This is a genomic window from Sphingomonas sp. QA11, assembly GCF_028473665.1.
Classification (GTDB): Bacteria; Pseudomonadota; Alphaproteobacteria; order Sphingomonadales; family Sphingomonadaceae; genus Sphingomonas; species Sphingomonas phytovorans.
Window position 1 is genome coordinate 4,582,427 of sequence record NZ_CP098774.1, and the last position, 16,799, is coordinate 4,599,225.

19 protein-coding genes and 1 tRNA gene are annotated in these 16,799 nt (G+C 67.8%); 10 read left to right on the top strand and 10 right to left on the bottom strand.

The window, feature by feature from the left end; translation table 11 throughout:
- Window positions 1-36: 36 nt before the first annotated feature.
- The 3 genes from NDN01_RS21100 to NDN01_RS21110 are packed head-to-tail and all read right to left on the bottom strand — an operon-like array spanning window position 37 to window position 3,778.
- Window positions 37-1,770: a heparinase II/III family protein gene (locus NDN01_RS21100; protein WP_272623858.1), complete on the bottom strand. Its 1,734-nt coding sequence runs from the start codon at window positions 1,768-1,770 to the stop codon at window positions 37-39.
- Window positions 1,767-2,429 carry a ribulose-phosphate 3-epimerase gene (gene rpe / locus NDN01_RS21105; protein ID WP_272623859.1) on the bottom strand — a complete coding sequence of 221 codons (663 nt, stop codon included), beginning with the start codon at window positions 2,427-2,429 and terminating at the stop codon, window positions 1,767-1,769. Before rpe ends, NDN01_RS21100 begins: the two co-directional genes overlap by 4 nt.
- Window positions 2,430-2,470: 41 nt before the next feature.
- Window positions 2,471-3,778 (bottom strand): RsmB/NOP family class I SAM-dependent RNA methyltransferase, encoded by a 1,308-nt coding sequence (locus NDN01_RS21110; RefSeq protein ID WP_272623860.1) that lies wholly within the window; start codon window positions 3,776-3,778, stop codon window positions 2,471-2,473.
- Window positions 3,779-3,841: 63 nt separating this feature from the next.
- Here NDN01_RS21110 and NDN01_RS21115 point away from each other — a divergent pair, with 63 nt between their 5' ends.
- The gene (locus NDN01_RS21115; protein ID WP_272623862.1) at window positions 3,842-4,009 is read left to right on the top strand and encodes a DUF1674 domain-containing protein; all 168 of its coding nucleotides are present in this window, start codon (window positions 3,842-3,844) and stop codon (window positions 4,007-4,009) included.
- A gap of 328 nt (window positions 4,010-4,337) precedes the next feature.
- Here the strand turns inward: NDN01_RS21115 and NDN01_RS21120 are convergent, their stop codons facing one another.
- From NDN01_RS21120 to tsaD, 3 genes are read right to left on the bottom strand one after another with little or no spacing between them, the layout of a single operon-like run.
- Complete coding sequence (locus NDN01_RS21120) at window positions 4,338-4,871, bottom strand: DUF1697 domain-containing protein (RefSeq protein WP_272623864.1); 534 nt, start codon at window positions 4,869-4,871, stop codon at window positions 4,338-4,340.
- Window positions 4,868-5,845: an NAD(P)H-dependent glycerol-3-phosphate dehydrogenase gene (locus tag NDN01_RS21125; RefSeq protein ID WP_272623866.1), complete on the bottom strand. Its 978-nt coding sequence runs from the start codon at window positions 5,843-5,845 to the stop codon at window positions 4,868-4,870. The genes NDN01_RS21120 and NDN01_RS21125 overlap by 4 nt, the downstream gene beginning before the upstream one ends.
- Window positions 5,842-6,876, bottom strand: a complete 1,035-nt coding sequence (tsaD, locus tag NDN01_RS21130; protein ID WP_272623868.1) for a tRNA (adenosine(37)-N6)-threonylcarbamoyltransferase complex transferase subunit TsaD — start codon at window positions 6,874-6,876, stop codon at window positions 5,842-5,844. The genes NDN01_RS21125 and tsaD overlap by 4 nt, the downstream gene beginning before the upstream one ends.
- Before the next feature lie 171 nt (window positions 6,877-7,047).
- On the opposite strand from tsaD, the gene hemC reads away from it, so the two are divergent.
- From hemC to NDN01_RS21145, 3 genes are read left to right on the top strand one after another with little or no spacing between them, the layout of a single operon-like run.
- The gene (gene hemC / locus NDN01_RS21135) at window positions 7,048-7,905 is read left to right on the top strand and encodes a hydroxymethylbilane synthase (protein WP_443025261.1); all 858 of its coding nucleotides are present in this window, start codon (window positions 7,048-7,050) and stop codon (window positions 7,903-7,905) included.
- Window positions 7,902-8,573, top strand: a complete 672-nt coding sequence (locus NDN01_RS21140) for a uroporphyrinogen-III synthase (protein ID WP_272623872.1) — start codon at window positions 7,902-7,904, stop codon at window positions 8,571-8,573. The genes hemC and NDN01_RS21140 overlap by 4 nt, the downstream gene beginning before the upstream one ends.
- 22 nt (window positions 8,574-8,595) lie before the next feature.
- Window positions 8,596-9,459, top strand: coding sequence for a hypothetical protein (locus NDN01_RS21145; protein ID WP_272623874.1), 864 nt, complete (start codon window positions 8,596-8,598; stop codon window positions 9,457-9,459).
- Window positions 9,460-9,469: 10 nt separating this feature from the next.
- On the opposite strand, the gene NDN01_RS21150 is transcribed toward NDN01_RS21145, so the two are convergent.
- Window positions 9,470-10,282 carry a DUF72 domain-containing protein gene (locus tag NDN01_RS21150; protein ID WP_272623876.1) on the bottom strand — a complete coding sequence of 271 codons (813 nt, stop codon included), beginning with the start codon at window positions 10,280-10,282 and terminating at the stop codon, window positions 9,470-9,472.
- 99 nt (window positions 10,283-10,381) lie between these two features.
- On the opposite strand from NDN01_RS21150, the gene NDN01_RS21155 reads away from it, so the two are divergent.
- On the top strand, window positions 10,382-12,037 hold the full coding sequence (locus tag NDN01_RS21155; RefSeq protein WP_272623878.1) for an FAD-dependent oxidoreductase: 1,656 nt from the start codon (window positions 10,382-10,384) through the stop codon (window positions 12,035-12,037).
- Window positions 12,038-12,044: 7 nt separating this feature from the next.
- On the opposite strand, the gene NDN01_RS21160 is transcribed toward NDN01_RS21155, so the two are convergent.
- Entirely contained in the window at window positions 12,045-12,242 is a 198-nt protein-coding gene (locus NDN01_RS21160) for a KTSC domain-containing protein (protein ID WP_272623880.1), read from the bottom strand.
- A 169-nt stretch (window positions 12,243-12,411) separates the two neighbouring features.
- Between NDN01_RS21160 and NDN01_RS21165 the strand changes: the two genes are divergently transcribed.
- Both NDN01_RS21165 and NDN01_RS21170 read left to right on the top strand, forming a co-directional pair.
- Window positions 12,412-12,702, top strand: a complete 291-nt coding sequence (locus tag NDN01_RS21165; protein ID WP_272623882.1) for a CsbD family protein — start codon at window positions 12,412-12,414, stop codon at window positions 12,700-12,702.
- A gap of 87 nt (window positions 12,703-12,789) precedes the next feature.
- Window positions 12,790-13,341, top strand: coding sequence for a methylated-DNA--[protein]-cysteine S-methyltransferase (locus NDN01_RS21170; RefSeq protein WP_272623883.1), 552 nt, complete (start codon window positions 12,790-12,792; stop codon window positions 13,339-13,341).
- 61 nt (window positions 13,342-13,402) lie between these two features.
- On the opposite strand, the gene NDN01_RS21175 is transcribed toward NDN01_RS21170, so the two are convergent.
- A tRNA-Gly gene (locus NDN01_RS21175) sits at window positions 13,403-13,477 on the bottom strand.
- Window positions 13,478-13,651: 174 nt separating this feature from the next.
- Between NDN01_RS21175 and NDN01_RS21180 the strand changes: the two genes are divergently transcribed.
- From NDN01_RS21180 to NDN01_RS21190, 3 genes are read left to right on the top strand one after another with little or no spacing between them, the layout of a single operon-like run.
- Complete coding sequence (locus NDN01_RS21180; RefSeq protein WP_272628335.1) at window positions 13,652-14,548, top strand: tetratricopeptide repeat protein; 897 nt, start codon at window positions 13,652-13,654, stop codon at window positions 14,546-14,548.
- Window positions 14,545-15,183: an LON peptidase substrate-binding domain-containing protein gene (locus tag NDN01_RS21185; protein ID WP_272623884.1), complete on the top strand. Its 639-nt coding sequence runs from the start codon at window positions 14,545-14,547 to the stop codon at window positions 15,181-15,183. The genes NDN01_RS21180 and NDN01_RS21185 overlap by 4 nt, the downstream gene beginning before the upstream one ends.
- Complete coding sequence (locus tag NDN01_RS21190; protein ID WP_272623885.1) at window positions 15,180-15,575, top strand: hypothetical protein; 396 nt, start codon at window positions 15,180-15,182, stop codon at window positions 15,573-15,575. The genes NDN01_RS21185 and NDN01_RS21190 overlap by 4 nt, the downstream gene beginning before the upstream one ends.
- Here the strand turns inward: NDN01_RS21190 and NDN01_RS21195 are convergent.
- A complete protein-coding gene (locus tag NDN01_RS21195) occupies window positions 15,572-16,780 on the bottom strand; it encodes a UbiH/UbiF/VisC/COQ6 family ubiquinone biosynthesis hydroxylase (protein WP_272623886.1) in 1,209 nt (402 codons plus the stop codon). The two genes, NDN01_RS21190 and NDN01_RS21195, sit on opposite strands and share 4 nt — an antisense overlap.
- Window positions 16,781-16,799: the final 19 nt, after the last annotated feature.

Below are 16,799 nucleotides of genomic sequence, written 5' to 3' on the forward strand. Positions count from 1 at the left end.
CTCCGGGGGTGAGGGGTCGCGCGTCCCTCTGCCGCCTCAGGTCGCGCGCTTCAAGGCCCAGCTCACGCTGGCGCCGCCCGCAGGCGATTCTCCCGAGACGACGAGCTGGTGAGTCGGTTGCGGCCGGCCGTCACCGTCGATCCACAGGCTGTCCTCGACCGCCAGCGTGCCGCCGCGACAGCGGAACTGCCACAATACCCCGCCGGGCAGACGAAGCAGCGCGGCCATGCCGTCCGCCGTCGGCGAGACCGACACGCCCTGGCCGAGATGGAAGCGGATCACGAAGGCCGTCGCCGCGAGCTTGCGCTTCTTGCTGGCGGGCAGCAGCATATCCTCGCCGCGCACCTCGCGACCGTCGCCGGCAAGCACGAGCTGGCGGCGGTGGACGAAGCCGTAGCGCCTGGCATAGCCGTCATGGCTCGCCTCGATCCGGCTCGACGCCTCGCTTTCCTGCCGTGCCAGCTCGACCTCCGCGACGCCGCGCCCGAGCGTGCCGTCGGCATGGATCGCGGTCGAATTGCTGTCCCCGACGATCAGGGTCGAATGCGCCGCGGTGGTGCGCAGGCCGTCGGCAAGGACGGCGGGAAGCTGCGCCACGGCCGACCGGGCGCCGCCGCAATTGACGATCAGGCGATGCGCGCCATCGGAGAGTTCGAACGCGAGGGTGGAAGCACAGCCGCCCTCGACCAGCCGCGCGATCGGCGGCGGCGCCGCGTCCATGATCAGGACGGCGGTGCCGGCGGCGAGGCGCTGATAGCCCCAGTCGCGCGCCTGGCGGAGCGGCCGGGCACGCACGCCGGTCGCGGCGATGATCCGTTCGAGCGCCTCGCCGGAGACAGGGCCGCCGCCCTGCCAGCTCGAAAGCCCGCGATCGCCGTGGCACACGCCAAGCAGCGCCGGCACCATCCGCGCCAGCACCGCGGCGATCGCCGGCGGCTCGACCAGGCGGCGCGCGGCGTACACTTCCTTCAGGCCGGTGAGCAGCATGATGATGTCGAGCTGCGCCATCGGCGAGCGCGCCACGCTGCCGCCATCCTCGAACACCGAGACCGACAGCGCCTTGGCCAGGGCGGCTTCGGTGGCGCCGCGCCGCGCATCGCCCCCCGGGATCAGCAACCCCGCCGCGACCACGCCGCACAACGCCGCGACCCGTGGGGCGCCCGGCGGAAGCTTGTCGGCGCCGCGATCGATATGCCGCGCGCCCCGCGCGAGCGTGTTGAGCACCAGGCTGCGATAGACCAGGTCGGTGCTCGACAGGATCAGCGGGGCGTGCGCGGTCCAGAACAGGATCCGCCGGCCCCAGAGATCGGCGCGCCAGGCAGGTTCGCTGACCGTATCGGCGTGCGCCGCGAGCCAACGGCGCATCAGATCCTCGGCGATCGGGGTCGCCTGTCCGCGTGTCGCCACGGTCGAAAGATCGCGCAGCCAGAGAAAGCTGTGGAGATAATCGCCCAACGCGCGCGAGAAATCGGGCCTGGCGAGATTGAGATCGGCGATGGCGCGGGTTTCCCCGCGCAGATTCAGCTTGCCGTCGAGCAGCGCGTTGCCCCGTCGCGGATCGCCCAGGAACGGATCGTCGGGAACCGCGATCAGCTTCAGCGGATGCCGGCCCTTCAACCGCATCCCGTGTATCGGCGTCCGCCAGGTCAATCGATGAAAATATTCGGTGAGACGGTCAGCCAGCGACAACCCCTTGTCGCCCCCCAGACGAATCAACCGTTTGCCCTCTTCGATGCCGTCGGCGCCGGAATCGCGACCGCCGTCGTTCACCCGCCTCTCAGGGCAAGGATGTTGGCGGCATAGGCCGAGGGGCCGCCGCGGAAGGTAGCCGTGCCGGCGACGAGCGCGTCAGCACCGGCGGCGATCGCCTCGCGCGCCGTCACCGCGTCGATACCGCCATCGACCTCGAGATCGACGCCGAGCCCTGCCTTGTCGATCATCTTGCGGATGCTTTCGATCTTGCGCAGCGCGCTGGGGATGAAGCCTTGGCCGCCGAAACCGGGATTGACGCTCATCACCAGCACCAGATCGACCTCCTCGATCAGATAGTCGAGCGCCTTGGCCGGCGTCTGCGGCGTCAGCACCACGCCGGCACGCTTGCCGAGCTTGCGGATGTGCTGGAGGCTGCGGTGCGTGTGCGGCCCCGCCTCGACATGAATGCTGATGATGTCAGCCCCGGCTTCAGCGAACTGATCGAGGAACGAATCGACCGGCGCGATCATCAGATGCACGTCGAGCGGCTTCTGCGTATGCGGGCGGAGCGCCTTCACCACCGCCGGGCCGATCGTGATGTTGGGGACGAAATGACCGTCCATCACATCGACATGAATCCAGTCGGCGCCGGCCGCGTCGATCGCGCGCACCTCCTCGCCAAGGCGCGCGAAATCGGCGGAGAGGATCGAAGGGGCGATACGGACAGGCTGTTGCATGACCGATTCCTTAGCATGCGTGAGTCGCGCGGCAAGGCGACTCAGGTACCGCGGCGCAATCTCGCGATGAAGAAGCCGTCGCAGCCGCCCTCTTTGCCGAGCATGCCGGGCAGCGTGCGAACCCAGCCACGCTGATGCGGGATGATGCCGGCCGGCAATTCTTCGACGCTGACCGGATCGATCGCGAAATCGGGCTGGGCGGCGAGAAACGCCATGAGCTGCTCCTCCCCCTCGGCACGTTCGAGCGAACAGGTGGCATAGATCAAGGTTCCGCCGGACTTGACCCATCTGGCGGCCCGGGCAAGCAATTGCGCCTGCACCCGGGACATTTCGGCAATCACCTTCGGATTCACGCGGTGGAGCACGTCAGGGTGGCGGCGGAAGATGCCGGTAGCGCTGCACGGCGCATCGAGCAGCACGGCGTCCACCGGCGCGTCCGGCGACCATTTGAGCAGGTCGGCGGCGATCACCGTCGCCTCAAGATGGGTGCGGGCGAGATTCTCGCGAAGTCGCGCCAGACGACTTTCCGAGGAATCGATCGACGTGACGGCCCATCCCGCGCTGGCGAGCTGCATCGTCTTCCCGCCGGGAGCGGCGCACAGATCGAGCGCGGTGCCACTTCCCTTGCCGATGAGGCGCGCGGGGAGCGAGGCGGCAATATCCTGGACCCACCAGCCGCCCTCTTCAAAGCCCGGCAGTTCACGCACACTGCCGCTGGCGAGGCGGATATGGCCGGGGAGCAGCGAGGTGCCGTCCATCTCTTCGGCCAAAGCATCGGTCGCCGCCGAGTCGGCCAGGGTCAGATCGAGCGGCGGGGGCGCGGCGATGGCACGTTCCGCCGCGGCGACCCGTTCCTCGCCCCAGGCATTCTGCCAGCGGGCCTCCGCATCTTCCGGAAGAGTCGGGAATTCGGGCAGGCTCTTGTTGGCGCGCATCAGCGTGCCGAACACGCCATGGACAAGCTTGCGTGGACCGCCATCGACCAATGGCAGGACGGTCGAGATCGCGGCGTGCGGCGGCGTACCCAGCGCGAGCGCCTGAACCAGCGCGATCCGCAGCGCGAAGCGTGCCTTGGCGTCATCCGGCAAGGGACGTTGAGTCGCCGAATCGATCAGCGCGTCGAGATCGGGCAAGCGGCGGAGGGTCTCAGCGGCGATGGCATGGGCAAGCGCGCGATCGTCGCCGCGATCGATCCCCTGGGTCGCGCGGTCGAGCGCCGCCTCAAGCGGCAGGCCTTGGCGGAGTACCGCATCGAGCAGCTTCAGCGCGGCGCGACGGGCGGGAACGCCGGGCGGATCGGCGGGACGGTCTGGGGATCGGCCAGCGGATCGAGATGGGGGTCGGGTCAAATCGCTTGAACTCGTGTCGTGACGGGTGGATGGGGTGGCAAGCAGCATCCGGAAAGAACCGCCATGGGCCGCCGCCCGCCACATGTGAAGCCGCCAGCCTATCTTTCCAAGAGCCCGCCGGTGCCGAAACCCGATCCCAAGCCAGCGGCCGAAGCGGAAAACGACCCGCTCGGGCTCGACCCGACGCGTTATGGCGACTGGACGCTCAAGGGCATCGCTGTCGATTTCTAGACGGCGAGCCCGCAAGCGTTCCTGACTTTATCCCTGTTCTTCGCCGTTAAACCTCGTTTCTTTTTTCGGGGGCTTTTTTTCCTCTGTTATGTTGGATTTTGCGCCCGGATTTTTCGTTCCAGAACAGTGACTTGAAGACCCATTTCCCTGTTACCGGATAACAGGGGAAAATCGCGCCGATAATAGGGGAGGTTTTTTTGCCGAAACAGGGGACGCGCCCTATAAATACCGACGATGCGAAAGAACGGGACCATGCCGAAATGGTCTGGTCATGATGCTATCGCCGGTTGCCGGCGTTTGAATCGACCGCCGCGCATCGGAGGGGAGATCAGGCCAGCAGGTCCCGCAGCTTGCCCACCGTATTCCAGTTGCGCATCGTCGCGATCTTCGGAAATTTCAGCTTCACCATCGCCGGGAGAAGCTTCGAGTTCCCGACGTCGACCGGGAAATCGATATAAAGCTCCCGATCGATCGCCTCGAGTCGCTCGGGGCCATCATAGAGGCCGGGGATCTTCCCGATCAGCCCGTCCGGCACGGGATCGCGGTGGAACGCCACCATCAGGTGACCTGGATGGTCCTTCGCGGCATCGGGGAAAGGATTGGCCGCGATCACCGCCTCCAGTTCCGCCAGGTTGCGCACGACCACATCGGTCCTGAGGCCCCAGGCGGCGAGCGCTTCCTCAAGCGCCTTTTCCAGCGCGGCACCGTCAGCCTCCCTGGCGGTGAAGACGACATTGCCCGACGCGAGCAACGTCTTGACGTCATCATGGCCGAGCTTCTCGACCAGCGCCTTCAGCTCGGTCATCGGAATCCGCTTGCCGCCGATGTTGATGCCCTTGAGCAGAGCAGCCCAGCGCGTCACTGATCCTCCCGCGTCAACGGTCGCGCCAGGAGCGCACCGACGACCTCGCGCACATCGGCGCCGTCGAGCAGCGCGCAGACCGCCTCGGTGACCGGCATGTCGGCGCCGACATCGGCCGCAGCCTCGCGCAGCACGGGCGCGGTAAAGGCTCCTTCAGCGACGGTGCGGCGATCGGCCATCAGGTCGCGCGCCGATTTGCCCTGGCCAAGCCCCATGCCGAGCGAAAAGTTGCGCGAGCTGGTCGAGGAGCAGGTAAGCACCAGGTCGCCAAGGCCGGACAGCCCCGCCAATGTCTCGGACCGTGCACCGCGCGCCATGCCGAAACGCGTCATCTCGGCGAAACCACGTGCGATCAGCGCGGCGCGCGCATTCTGGCCGAGCCCTGCCCCCTCGACCACGCCGCAGGCGATGGCGAGCACGTTCTTGACCGCGCCGCCGATCTCGGCGCCGATGACGTCGGAAGAGAAATAGGGACGGAAGGCCGGGCCGGCGAGGCGATCGGCGAGCCGGGCGCCCAGATCCTCATTGTCGCAGGCGAGCGTGACCGCTGTCGGCTTGCCCTGCGCAACCTCGAAGGCGAAGGTCGGCCCGGAGATCACCGCGATCGGCGCTCCGGGATGCACCGCGCGGGCGACTTCGCCGACCAACAGGCGCGACCCCGCCTCGATACCCTTGGCGCAGAGCACCAGCGGCGTGATGCCGACGGGCATCGCGCTCAGGATGCTCCGGATATGCTGGGCAGGAACGACGACCAGCAGCGCATCGCAGGCCGAAACCGTATCAAGCGACCCGGTCGCCTCGATCGAGCCCGGCAAGGGGATGTCCGGCAGGAACAGCGGGTTCCGGTGAGTCGCGTTGACTGCCTCGACCACCTCAGGCTCGCGTGCCCATAGCAGGACAGGCTCGCCCTCGCGCGCCGCCACGCTGGCGAGCGCCGTGCCCCAGGCACCGCCACCGACCACGCCGATCTTCATGCCTTCACTCCCGCGCCGCGCACCGCCTCCGCCCCCGGATCCAGCGGCCAGCGCGGGCGCGCGGGCACGTCGAGAGGATCGGTGAGGCCGGCGGCGAACCGTTCCGCCCCCGCCCAGGCAATCATCGCGGCATTGTCAGTGCAGAGCCACAAAGGCGGCGCCACGAAACGCAACCCGTTCGCCGTTGCCAGTCCCTGCAGTGCCGAGCGTACCGCGCGGTTGGCGGCGACACCGCCCGCCACCACCAGTGACGTCACGCCGTCAGCCCGGCCAAGCGCCCGGGTGGTGCGATCGATCAGGCAATCGACCACGGCCGTCTGGAAGGAGGCGGCGATATCCTCCGCGCTCCACGTGCCGGCGTCCCGGGCGCGGGCAACGGCGCTCTTCAGGCCGGCGAAGGAGAAATGCGGCTCAGCCGATCCTTTCAGCGGACGCGGCAGGGGGACGGCGGTGGGATCGCCGGCTTCGGCCGCCCGCTCGACCGCCGGGCCACCAGGGAAACCAAGGCCAAGCAGTTTCGCGGTCTTGTCGAACGCCTCGCCAGCGGCATCGTCGATCGTAGTGGCGAGGCGGCGATAGGTCGCGACACCCTCCACCAGGAGCAACTGGCAATGCCCGCCCGAAACGAGCAGCAGCAGATAGGGGAAATCGAGATCAGGGTCGGAAAGACGCGGGGAAAGCGCATGGCCCTCGAGATGGTTGACCGCGACCAGCGGCTTGCCGACCGCATGCGCCAGCGCCTTGCCGGTGACGAGCCCCACCATGACGCCACCGATCAGGCCGGGCCCGGCGGTGGCGGCGATCGCGTCGACATCCGCGAGCGTCACCCCGGCATCGGCCAGCGCGCCTTCGACCAGCGGGATCAGCGCCTCGACATGAGCGCGCGCCGCGATCTCGGGCACGACGCCGCCATAGGGACGATGTTCCGCCTCCTGCCCGAGCAGGCGATGGGCAAGCACGCGTCGGTCGCTGGTCACCAGTGCCGCCGCCGTTTCATCGCAGCTGGATTCGAGGCCGAGGATCAAACTCATGATGGTTGCCCCCTACCCGTTCGCCCCGCGCTTGTCGAAGGGCTGTCCTTTCTTCTAGGTCGCAGCCAGTGCGGGGCCTCGACACGCCCGGCCCGAACGGAGTTTTTAGTGCCCAACCCCCTTCTTCGCCTCGGCAGCCGTGGTTCGCCGCTTGCGCTCGTGCAGGCCGGCATGGTGCGGGACGCGCTGTGCGCCGCGCATGGCTGGGACGCGGCAGCGGTCGAGATCGTCCCGATCAGGACGACTGGCGACAGGGTGCAGGACCGCGCGCTGGCCGAGATCGGCGGCAAAGCGCTGTGGACCAAGGAACTCGACCGCGCCCTGCTCGACGGCGAGATCGACTGCGCGGTGCATTCGATGAAGGATGTCGAGACTATACGCCCCGTCGCGATCGCGATCGCCGCAATGCTCAAACGCGCCGATGTGCGCGACCGGCTGATCGGAGCGGACAGCATCGACGCGCTGCCGCGGGGCGCGTTGATCGGCACCAGTTCTCCGCGGCGCGGTGCGCAGTTGAAAAGACGGCGGCCCGACCTGAAGACGATATTCTTCCGGGGCAATGTCGATACGCGCCTCGCCAAGCTGGCGGCCGGCGAGGTCGATGCCACCTTGCTCGCCGCGGCGGGGCTTGACCGGCTGGGACGCGCGGAAATCGGCGCGCCGATCCCGAATGACGTCATGCTGCCAGCGCCGGCGCAGGGCGCGGTCGGGATCGAGGCACGCGCCCGCGATGAGCGGATGCTGACCTTGCTGAGCGCGATCGATCACGCCGAGACGCGCGGATGCGTGCTGATCGAGCGGGCGCTGCTCGCCGCGTTGAAGGCGGATTGCCATTCGCCGGTCGCGGCGCTCGCCACGGTCGACGGCGCGCGGACGACGATCCGCGCTGAGCTGCTGGCCGAGGATGGCAGCGCGCATGTTTCCGGCGAGACGTCGGGCGCGGCAGGCGACACGGCACTTGCCGATCGGCTCGCACGGGACCTGCTCGACCGCGCGCCACCGTCGGTAAGACGGCTGTTCGCGGCATGACACCGGACTTCGCGGTGCTCCGCCCGGAACCGGGCAACGCCGCGACCGCCGTACGGATCGAGGCATTGGGCCTGCGCGCGATCCGGCTGCCCCTGTTCGAAATCCGCGCGCTCGACTGGACGGTTCCCGACCCGGCCGGGTTCGATGCCTTGCTGCTGACAAGCGCCAATGCCGTGCGCTTCGGAGGCGCCGGACTGGATTCATTGCGGCATCTGCCGGTCCTGGCGGTGGGCGCCAGAACCGCTGAAATCAGCCGCGCGGCTGGATTTGACGTCATGGCGGCGGGAGAGTCTGACGCAGCGACGCTGCTCGCCGGGGATCACGGCATTGCTCGTGCCCTGCACCTCGGCGGGCGGGATCGATCCATCGAAGAAGGCGGCTGGATCACCCAGGCCATCGCCGTCTATGCCAGCGAGCCGTTGCCGGTGACGGCGGTCCAGCTCGGGGCGCTGGAGGGATCGATCGCCCTGCTGCATTCGGCCCGGGCAGCCACCCGGCTAGGCGAACTGGCTGAAGAACATGGTCTGGCGCGGCCCTCGATCGCCATCGCCGCGTTCAGCCCTGCCGTCGCGTCGGCCGCCGGAAGTGGCTGGAAGTGGATCGCCACGGCCGCCGCACCCAATGACGCCGCGTTGATCGAGGCGGCGTGCGCGCGATTGACCGGGTGAGCATGCGCGGAGATAAGACGGCATGAGCGACGAGCAGCCGACCCTTACGGCGCCATCCCGCAAGCTGGGCTGGCGCACCGCGGCGATCCTGGGGGCAGTCGCCTTCATCGCCGGCCTGTGCGCGATGGCGCTGGGACTCTACGCCTTTCCACAATGGTTCGGCCCCAAGCCGGTCGCCACCGTGACCCTGCCGATCGCCTCCACCGCCGACGGCCAGCGCACGCCCGTGGTGATCGTGCCGGGCAACGGCACGACGGCGGCACCGGCGATCGACCTGGACGCGCTGTCGACCCGCGAGAACGAGCTGGCCGCGCGCCTTGCCGAGCTGGAGGCCCGAACCGCGAGCATCAGCGGACAGGCGCGCCTTGCCTCCGGCTATGCCACCCGCGCCGAGGGGCTGATGATCGCCTTCGCCGCGCGGCGCCAGATCGATCGCGGCCTGCCGCTCGGCTATATCGAGGAGCAGCTGCGCCAGCGCTTCGGCCCGATCCAGCCCGAGGCGACCGGCACGATCATCCAGGCGGCGCAGCAACCGGTGACGATCGAGGATCTGCGCGTCGGGCTCGACGCGATCTCGTCCGAGCTGAGGACCGGCGCGGCGAGCGACGGATGGCTTGCCAGCCTGAGGCGCGAGCTGGGCAACCTCATCGTCCTGCACCGCGCCGACACCCCCTCGCCGCTGCCGGCCGACCGGCTCGCCCGCGCCCGACGTACCCTCGAAGCCGGCCATGTCGAGGCAGCGCTGGCCGAAGTGGCGCGCATGCCCGGCGCGCCGCAGGCCGAACGCTGGACCACCGCAGCGCGGCGCTACATCGGCGCGCGCCAGGCGCTCGACACGATCGAGACGGCGGCTATCATGGGACAGGGCGGCGCGGCGCCGCGCTGACCGGGACTGATCACGCGGCCGCGTTGATCCGGTCGAGCAGCGCCATCGCGCCCGCGGGGGCCCGGACCTTCGCCCCGTTGATGAAGAAGACGAAAGTATCGCGCGGCGTCTTCGCCAGCGGCTCGGACGAGGCATAGGGCAAGGCGGCATCCACTGGCTGGCCGCCACCCGCCCAATTCTTCGCGATATCCAGCCAGCGATCGAGTTCGGCGGGCGTATAGCCTGTAGGAACCGATTCGACCGCCTTTTCCAGCCGGGCGTAGACGAAATCACCGGTGACATCGGCAATCGCCGGGTATTCGGCCGAATCGGCGAAGACCAGGGCGACACCAGCGGCGCGCGCCATCGCGACGAATTCCGGTACATGGAAACTATCGTGCCGCACCTGGATCGCGTGGCGGAGCGCGACACCTTCATGCGACGCCGGCAGCAACTTCAGGAACGCGGCGAAATCGTCCGGTTCGAATTTCTTGGTCGCCATGAACTGCCACAGGATCGGGCCGAGCTTGTCGCCCAGCTCGACGATGCCCTGGTCGACGAACTTTGCGATCGAGTCACCCGAATCGGCGAGGACCTTGCGGTTGGTGCAGAAGCGCGAGGCCTTGAGCGCGAAGACGAAACCGTCGGGCGCTGTCTTCGCCCAGGAAGCGAAGGTCGCCGGCTTCTGTGATCCGTAATAGGTGCCGTTGACCTCGATCGCCGTCACCGCGCGCGACGCATATTCAAGCTCACGCTTCTGCGACAGGCCATCGGGGAAGAACACCCCGCGCCAGGGTTCGTAAGTCCATCCGCCGATGCCAGTGCGAATCATGCCGTGGTTCATGCCATTGCTCCTGAACGGACGGTTCTAGGACGGGAAGCCGCTTTCGCGAAGCCGCCCGACGCTGCTAGGACCATGAGCGACATGGCGTGGGGAAGACCGATGGCGACGGACCGTAGCGAGATCGATCCGAGCGACCCCTATGAGCGCAGCGCCCAGACCTTCCCGGTCCTCAGCGAGGCGATGGTGGCGCGGATGATGTCCTATGGCCGCGAGGAAGCGGTCGAAAAGGGCGTGGAACTCTACACGCGCGGCGAGCGCAGCGTTGATTTCTTCGTGGTACTGGCCGGATCGATCGAGGTGCTGGACACCGACGAGCACGGCGTCGCCAACATCTTCACGACGCATCGCGAACGGCAGTTCACCGGAGAGCTCGACCTGTTCAACGACCGGGAGATTCTCGTCACCGGCCAGGTCGGCGAGGATGGCCGGGTGCTGCGAATCAGCCGGGCGAATTTCCGCAGGATGGTGTCCACCGAGGCGGATATCGGCGAAATCATCATGCGCGCCTTCATCCTGCGCCGCGTCGGGCTGATCCGCCATGCGCATGGCGGCGCGACGCTGATCGGATCGGGACATTCGGGCGACACCCAGCGGCTGCAGCGCTTCCTCGAGCGCAACGGCTATCCGCACCGCCTGCTCGACATCGATGCCGATCCCGATGCCGGCGGCTTCCTCGACTGTTTCTCGCTCACGCCCGAACAACTGCCGGTGGTGATCGCCTCCAGCGAACGCGTGCTGCGCAATCCGCCGACCGGCGAACTGGCCGATGCCCTGGGGCTGACCGAAACGCTCGACCCGGCGCGCGTCCATGACGTCGTGGTGGTCGGCGCTGGGCCTGCCGGGCTCGCCGCGGCGGTCTATGCCGCCTCAGAGGGGCTCGACACGATCGTGATCGAGGGGCTGGCGCCGGGCGGCCAGGCCGGCACCAGTTCCAAGATCGAGAATTATCTCGGCTTTCCGACCGGCATCTCCGGCCAGGCGCTGGCGGGGCGGGCCCAGGTACAGGCGCAGAAATTCGGCGCGCGGCTCGCCATCGCGCGGCCGGCGACGGCGCTCGACTGCAGCAGGGATCCCTATGTCGTGACGATGGAAGACGGGCAGCGCGTAAGCGGCCGGTCAGTGATCGTCGCGAGCGGTGCACGCTATCGCAAGCTCGACGTGCCTGATTACGCCCGGTTCGAGGGCCAGGGAATCCATTATGCGGCGACCGCGATGGAGGCCAATCTCTGTTCGGGCGAGGAAGTGCTGGTGGTCGGCGGCGGCAACTCGGCGGGGCAGGCAGCGGTGTTCCTGTCGCGCACCGTGCGCCATCTCCACATCCTGGTCCGCTCGCGCGGGCTGGCGGAGACGATGTCGGACTATCTCGTCCAGCGAATCCTGTCGTCAAGCCGGATCACGCTGCACGCCCATTGCCAGGTCACCGGCCTGGAGGGCGACGAGTATCTGCGCCACGTGACCTGGACCGATGTGAAGAGCGGCGAAGAACGACGCCATGACATCAGCAACATGTTCGTGATGATCGGCGCCGAGCCGAACACCGACTGGCTCGACGGCTGCCTGGCGCTTGACGACAAGGGCTTCGTGAAGACCGGCACCGACGCGGCTGGATCAACATCGCCCTATGCCACGAGCAAGCCCGGCATCTTCGCGATCGGCGACGTGCGCGCCGGATCGGTCAAGCGCGTGGCCTCCGGCGTGGGCGAGGGATCAGTGGTGGTCTCCGCGGTCCACCGGTTCCTGCATCCGATGGACTGACATCGACTCAGGCGTGCTCGACATAGGGATAATGGTCGCGGATCCGGCGATTGAAGAAACCGCCCTTCGAGGCGACCCGGCGCATCGCGTCGACCACCGATTCGGGCATGTCGAGATAGGAATAGCGCCGGCCGCTGACGAACTCGATATCGAGCCGCCGGTCGGCCGGGTCGTAATCATAGGAGCGGATGACGCTTGAAGGCATGCGACACCAACGCGGCGACCGGCCCGGATTTCCACGCGCATGCCAACCGCAAGGCGCGACGAACGCGGCAATTCGCGCAAAAGATTGAAGCCGAGGGACACGTCCGGCTTCTCGTCCGTTTCCCCTGGGCGTGCCTCTCATCACGAGACGCCGCGCGAAGGGAATTGGCATGAACGAAGATACGCTCAAGGGAGAAGGCCGCAATCTTGGCGGCAAGGTCACTGAAGCAGTCGGCAAGGTGACGGGCGACCAGGCCACTGAGGCGCAGGGTGTCGCCGACCAGATCAGCGGCAACCTCCAGCAGAGCTATGGCGCCGCGAAGGATGCGGTCGCGCAAGGCGTCGGCCCCCTGGCGGACAAGGCCAGGACATTCGCCAAGGAACGCCCCTGGGCCACGGCCGCGCTGGTCGGTACGCTCGCATTGGCGGTGATCAACACGCTGCGCGGCAAAAAGGCCTGACATCAGGTCCTGCCGGTAGCTGAAAGCTGGCCCGACGACGCTTGCTTCCCTATCTTCGAAGGGGAGCAGTCCAAGCAGGGTGAAGCCGTGGCCGACTATCAGCTTTTCGACACGAGGAACGGCGTCGCCGCGATCGCCTGGAACGAGGCTGGCGTGGTCGGGTTTCGACTACCCGATGATTCTGCCGATGCCACGGAACGGTCACTGCTTCGCCGCTTTCCCGGCGCGATGCATTGCGCGCCACCGCCACGGATCGCGGAGGCCATCGCGGCGGCGCAGCGCTATTTCGATGGCGAGGAAACGGATTTCTCCGCCGTGCAGGTCGATCTGGGCGAGCAGGCGCCGTTCTTCGCGCAAATCTACGAATCGGTGCGGCGACTCGGCTGGGGCCAGACCACCACCTATGGCGCGGTGGCGAAGGAACTCGGTGCCGGTCCCGAATCGGCGCGCGACGTAGGCCAGGCCATGGCGTCGAATCCGGTGCCGCTGATCGTACCGTGCCACCGCGTGCTGGCGGCGGGCGGCAAGGTCGGCGGCTTCTCCGCTCCGGGCGGGTCGGAATCGAAGCTGAAGATGCTGGCGATCGAAGGAGTCGATTTGCGGCCGCCCGAACCGGCTCAACAGGGCTTCGGCTTCTAGCCGGACATGAAAAAGGCCGCTCGCGCGGCCTGTTCCCACTCTCGTGATCCGCACGAGAAACTGGAGCGGGCGAAGGGATTCGAACCCTCGACCCCAACCTTGGCAAGGTTGTGCTCTACCCCTGAGCTACGCCCGCTCTGGCGCCTGACCGGTCGGTTGACCGGGCGGGTAAGGGGGCGGCCTCTAGCATCGGCTTTTGGGTCCGGCAACCCCCTGATGCGCATCAAACGAAAAGGGTTGGCTTGAGGGCCCGCACACCCACATAAGGCGCGACGTAGAAACACGGGAGCGACACTTGGCCAGTTTGGGAATGACCGCCGCGGAACGCGAGGCAGTCGAGGGTTTTCGGCGCGACGTCGTCGAGCCGTCGATGACGAAGCTCGTCGTGATCGATTTCTGGGCTGAATGGTGCGGGCCATGCAAGGCGCTGACACCGATCCTCGAGAAGGTCGCCGCCGACTATGCCGACAAGGGCGTGGTGCTGGCCAAGGTCGACACCGACAAGAACCAGTTCATCGCCGCGCAATTCCAGATCAAGTCGATCCCGACCGTCTATGCGATGTTCCAGGGGCAGCTGGTCGCCGACCTGACCAGCGCGCGCACCGAATCGCAGCTCAAGGCGATGCTCGACCAGATCCTGCGCCAGCTGCCGGTGGCCAGCGAGGAGGCCGAAGCCGAGGCTGAGCTCGAGCCGCTGATCGCGATGGGCGAGCAGGTGCTGGCTGAAGGCGATGCCGAGCGCGCCCTATCCGTGTTCGGCCAGATCGCCGAGATGGCGCCGGAGCATCCGGCCGTCCTGTCGGGCCGGGTGCGGGCGCTGGTCGCGGCGAATCGGATCGACGAGGCCGAATCGGCGATCGCCGCGCTGCCGGAAGAACTGGCCAAGCTGCCCGAGATCGAGCGCGCGAAATCGGCGCTGGCGCTGGCGAAGGACGCCAAGCCGGTCGACGACCTGGCCGGCCTGGCCGCCGAGGTCGCCGCCAACCCCGACAATCTGGACAAGAGATTCGAGCTCGCCGGTGGCCAGATGGCGGCGGGCGACCGCGACGCGGCGGCCGATTCGCTGCTCGGCATCATCGCCGCCGACAAGGACTGGAACGAGGGCGCGGCACGCCAGCAGCTGCTGAAGCTGTTCGAGGTGGTCGGCCTTGAGGATCCCTGGGTCTCGGCGCAACGGCGGCGGCTGTCGGCGATCCTGTTCGGATGACCGACGCGCCGACCACGACTCGGCTCTCCATCTTCCCGCTGCCCGGCGCGCTGCTGTTTCCCGGCATGCACCTGCCGCTCCACATCTTCGAGCCGCGATACCGCGCGATGGTATCCGATTCGATGGCGCGCGACCGGCGCATCGGCATGATCCAGCCGCGCCCCGGCCCGCTGGCGCCGGGCGAGGCACCGGCGCTGTTCGAGGTCGGCTGTGTCGGCCGGATCGCCGAGTTCGAGGCAAGCGAGGACGGCCGCTACAATCTGGTGCTTGAGGGCCTCTCGCTGTTCCGCATCGTGCGCGAACTCGATGTGACGACGGCGTTCCGCCAGGTCGAGGCGCTGTTGCTGCCGGTAGCGGGCGAGCCCGAGATATTGTCGCTCTCGCGGCGATCGTCGCTGGAAATGGAATCGCGTCGTTTCGCCGATACGCAGGGCTATGCGGTCGACTGGGAGGCGGTGAACCGGCTCGACGACGAGGCGCTGGTCAACGGCATCGCGCAGATCGCGCCGTTCGACGTCGCGGCGAAGCAGGCGCTGCTGGAAGCACCAGGAATCGAGGACCGTGCCGAGCTGATCATCCAGCTGATGCAGTTCTTCGGCCGCCATGACGGCGAGGATTCGGTGACGCTGCAGTGAGCGGCAACGATAGTCTCAGCGGCGAATGGGACGGTATCTTCAACTATCCCTCTCACTTGCCGCCCAAGACCTTCACCGCGGTCCTGCGCGAGGAAGACGGCGCCTTGACGGGTGAGACGACCGAATCGAGCGAGGCTCGCCTCGACCCCTCCATTTTGCACGCCTGGCTGGAAGGGCGACGCAGCGGGGGTAGCGTGCGATTTGTGAAATCCTATGATGCATCATCGCGCGCGCACTATGTCGTCCACTACACCGGAACGATCGCGCCCGACGCGAACGAAATCACCGGGCAATGGGACGTGCCGGGCGTATGGTCTGGCACATTCATCATGATGCGCAGAGCCGGCAAGACTGAGTCGATCGAACGCAAGGTCGCGGAAACGATCCGCTAGACGGTCAGCCCCTGCAGCAGCTTCGGGACCTCACCCGATTCGCCCCGCGCCTCGGCCATGAAGCGGTCCTTGAGCGGCGGCAGCTTCTGCACCGCCGACAGGCCGAAGCGGCGCACGGCGGAGGCTGTTCGCCCGGGAATGCCGAACAGCCGGGTCAGCCCGTCAGTGGCGGCCGCGACCATGAAGGTATCGAGGCTGCGCCAGCGCTCATAGCGGGCGAGAAGCTGGGGATCGCCGAGATCGAGACCAAGACGCTTGCCCTCGACCAGCACCTCGACCAGCGTCGCGACGTCGCGAAAGCCGACATTGACCCCCTGACCCGCGATCGGGTGGATGCCGTGCGCCGCGTCGCCGACCAGCGCCAGCCGGCCGGACGTGATCGTCGCTGCATGGTGGAAGCCAAGCGGATAGCTCGACCGCGCGCCGAGCGGGCCGAGCCGCCCGAGGAAACCGCCCATCTTCTTCTCCGCCTCGGCAAGGAAACCGCGATCGGACAGTTTCAGCATGCCCGGCGCCTCTTCCCGGCGTACCGACCAGACGATCGCCGAGCGATGGCCCTGCGCATCATCGTTCAGCGGCAGGATCGCGAAGGGCCCCTGCGGATAGAAGATCTCGTAGGCAATGTTCTCATGGGAATGCTCGTGATGGAGCGAGGTGACCAGCGCGGCGTGATCATAGGTCCAGCGCGCGACCTTCAGCCCGGCCGATTCGCGCGTCGGCGAGTTGCGGCCTTCGGCGGCGATCAGCAACGGGGCGGTGAGCACCGCGCCCGAATCGAGCGTGACGGTGACGCCGTGCGCGCCGCGATCGACCGATATGGCGCGCGTCTTCATCCTGACGTCGACGCCGGCAGCCGCTTCGAGCAGCGCCCCGCGCAGCCGGCGATTCTCGAACATATGGCCGAGCGCGCCGCTTTCGGCATCGGGCTCGAAATCGAGCGCGCCCGGCTCGAGCCCGTCGCTGACCCGGATGCCCTGGATCGGGCACCCGAAACCCGCCAGCCGATCGACCACGCCGATCGCCTCAAGCATGCGATAGGGCGCACTGGCGATCGCCGAGGCACGCCCGTCGAAGCCGGCGGCCAGGATCACCTCCGGGTCGGCGATGTCGATGACGATGGCGGTGAGGCCGTGCGCGTCGAGCGCCACCGCCAGCGCGCTGCCGACCAGGCCACCGCCCAGAATGATGACGTCCGCTTTGTCCATGGGCTCGCTCTAGCGCGCC

Coding starts and splice junctions, on each gene's coding strand:
- rpe (WP_272623859.1), bottom strand. CDS start 2,429: ATGCAACAGCCTGTCCGTATCGCCCCTTCGATCCTCTCCGCCGATTTC.
- NDN01_RS21115 (WP_272623862.1), top strand. CDS start 3,842: ATGGGCCGCCGCCCGCCACATGTGAAGCCGCCAGCCTATCTTTCCAAG.
- NDN01_RS21125 (WP_272623866.1), bottom strand. CDS start 5,845: ATGAAGATCGGCGTGGTCGGTGGCGGTGCCTGGGGCACGGCGCTCGCC.
- tsaD (WP_272623868.1), bottom strand. CDS start 6,876: ATGAGTTTGATCCTCGGCCTCGAATCCAGCTGCGATGAAACGGCGGCG.
- hemC (WP_443025261.1), top strand. CDS start 7,048: ATGGTGCGGGACGCGCTGTGCGCCGCGCATGGCTGGGACGCGGCAGCG.
- NDN01_RS21140 (WP_272623872.1), top strand. CDS start 7,902: ATGACACCGGACTTCGCGGTGCTCCGCCCGGAACCGGGCAACGCCGCG.
- NDN01_RS21145 (WP_272623874.1), top strand. CDS start 8,596: ATGAGCGACGAGCAGCCGACCCTTACGGCGCCATCCCGCAAGCTGGGC.
- NDN01_RS21150 (WP_272623876.1), bottom strand. CDS start 10,282: ATGAACCACGGCATGATTCGCACTGGCATCGGCGGATGGACTTACGAA.
- NDN01_RS21155 (WP_272623878.1), top strand. CDS start 10,382: ATGGCGACGGACCGTAGCGAGATCGATCCGAGCGACCCCTATGAGCGC.
- NDN01_RS21160 (WP_272623880.1), bottom strand. CDS start 12,242: ATGCCTTCAAGCGTCATCCGCTCCTATGATTACGACCCGGCCGACCGG.
- NDN01_RS21165 (WP_272623882.1), top strand. CDS start 12,412: ATGAACGAAGATACGCTCAAGGGAGAAGGCCGCAATCTTGGCGGCAAG.
- NDN01_RS21180 (WP_272628335.1), top strand. CDS start 13,652: ATGACCGCCGCGGAACGCGAGGCAGTCGAGGGTTTTCGGCGCGACGTC.
- NDN01_RS21185 (WP_272623884.1), top strand. CDS start 14,545: ATGACCGACGCGCCGACCACGACTCGGCTCTCCATCTTCCCGCTGCCC.
- NDN01_RS21195 (WP_272623886.1), bottom strand. CDS start 16,780: ATGGACAAAGCGGACGTCATCATTCTGGGCGGTGGCCTGGTCGGCAGC.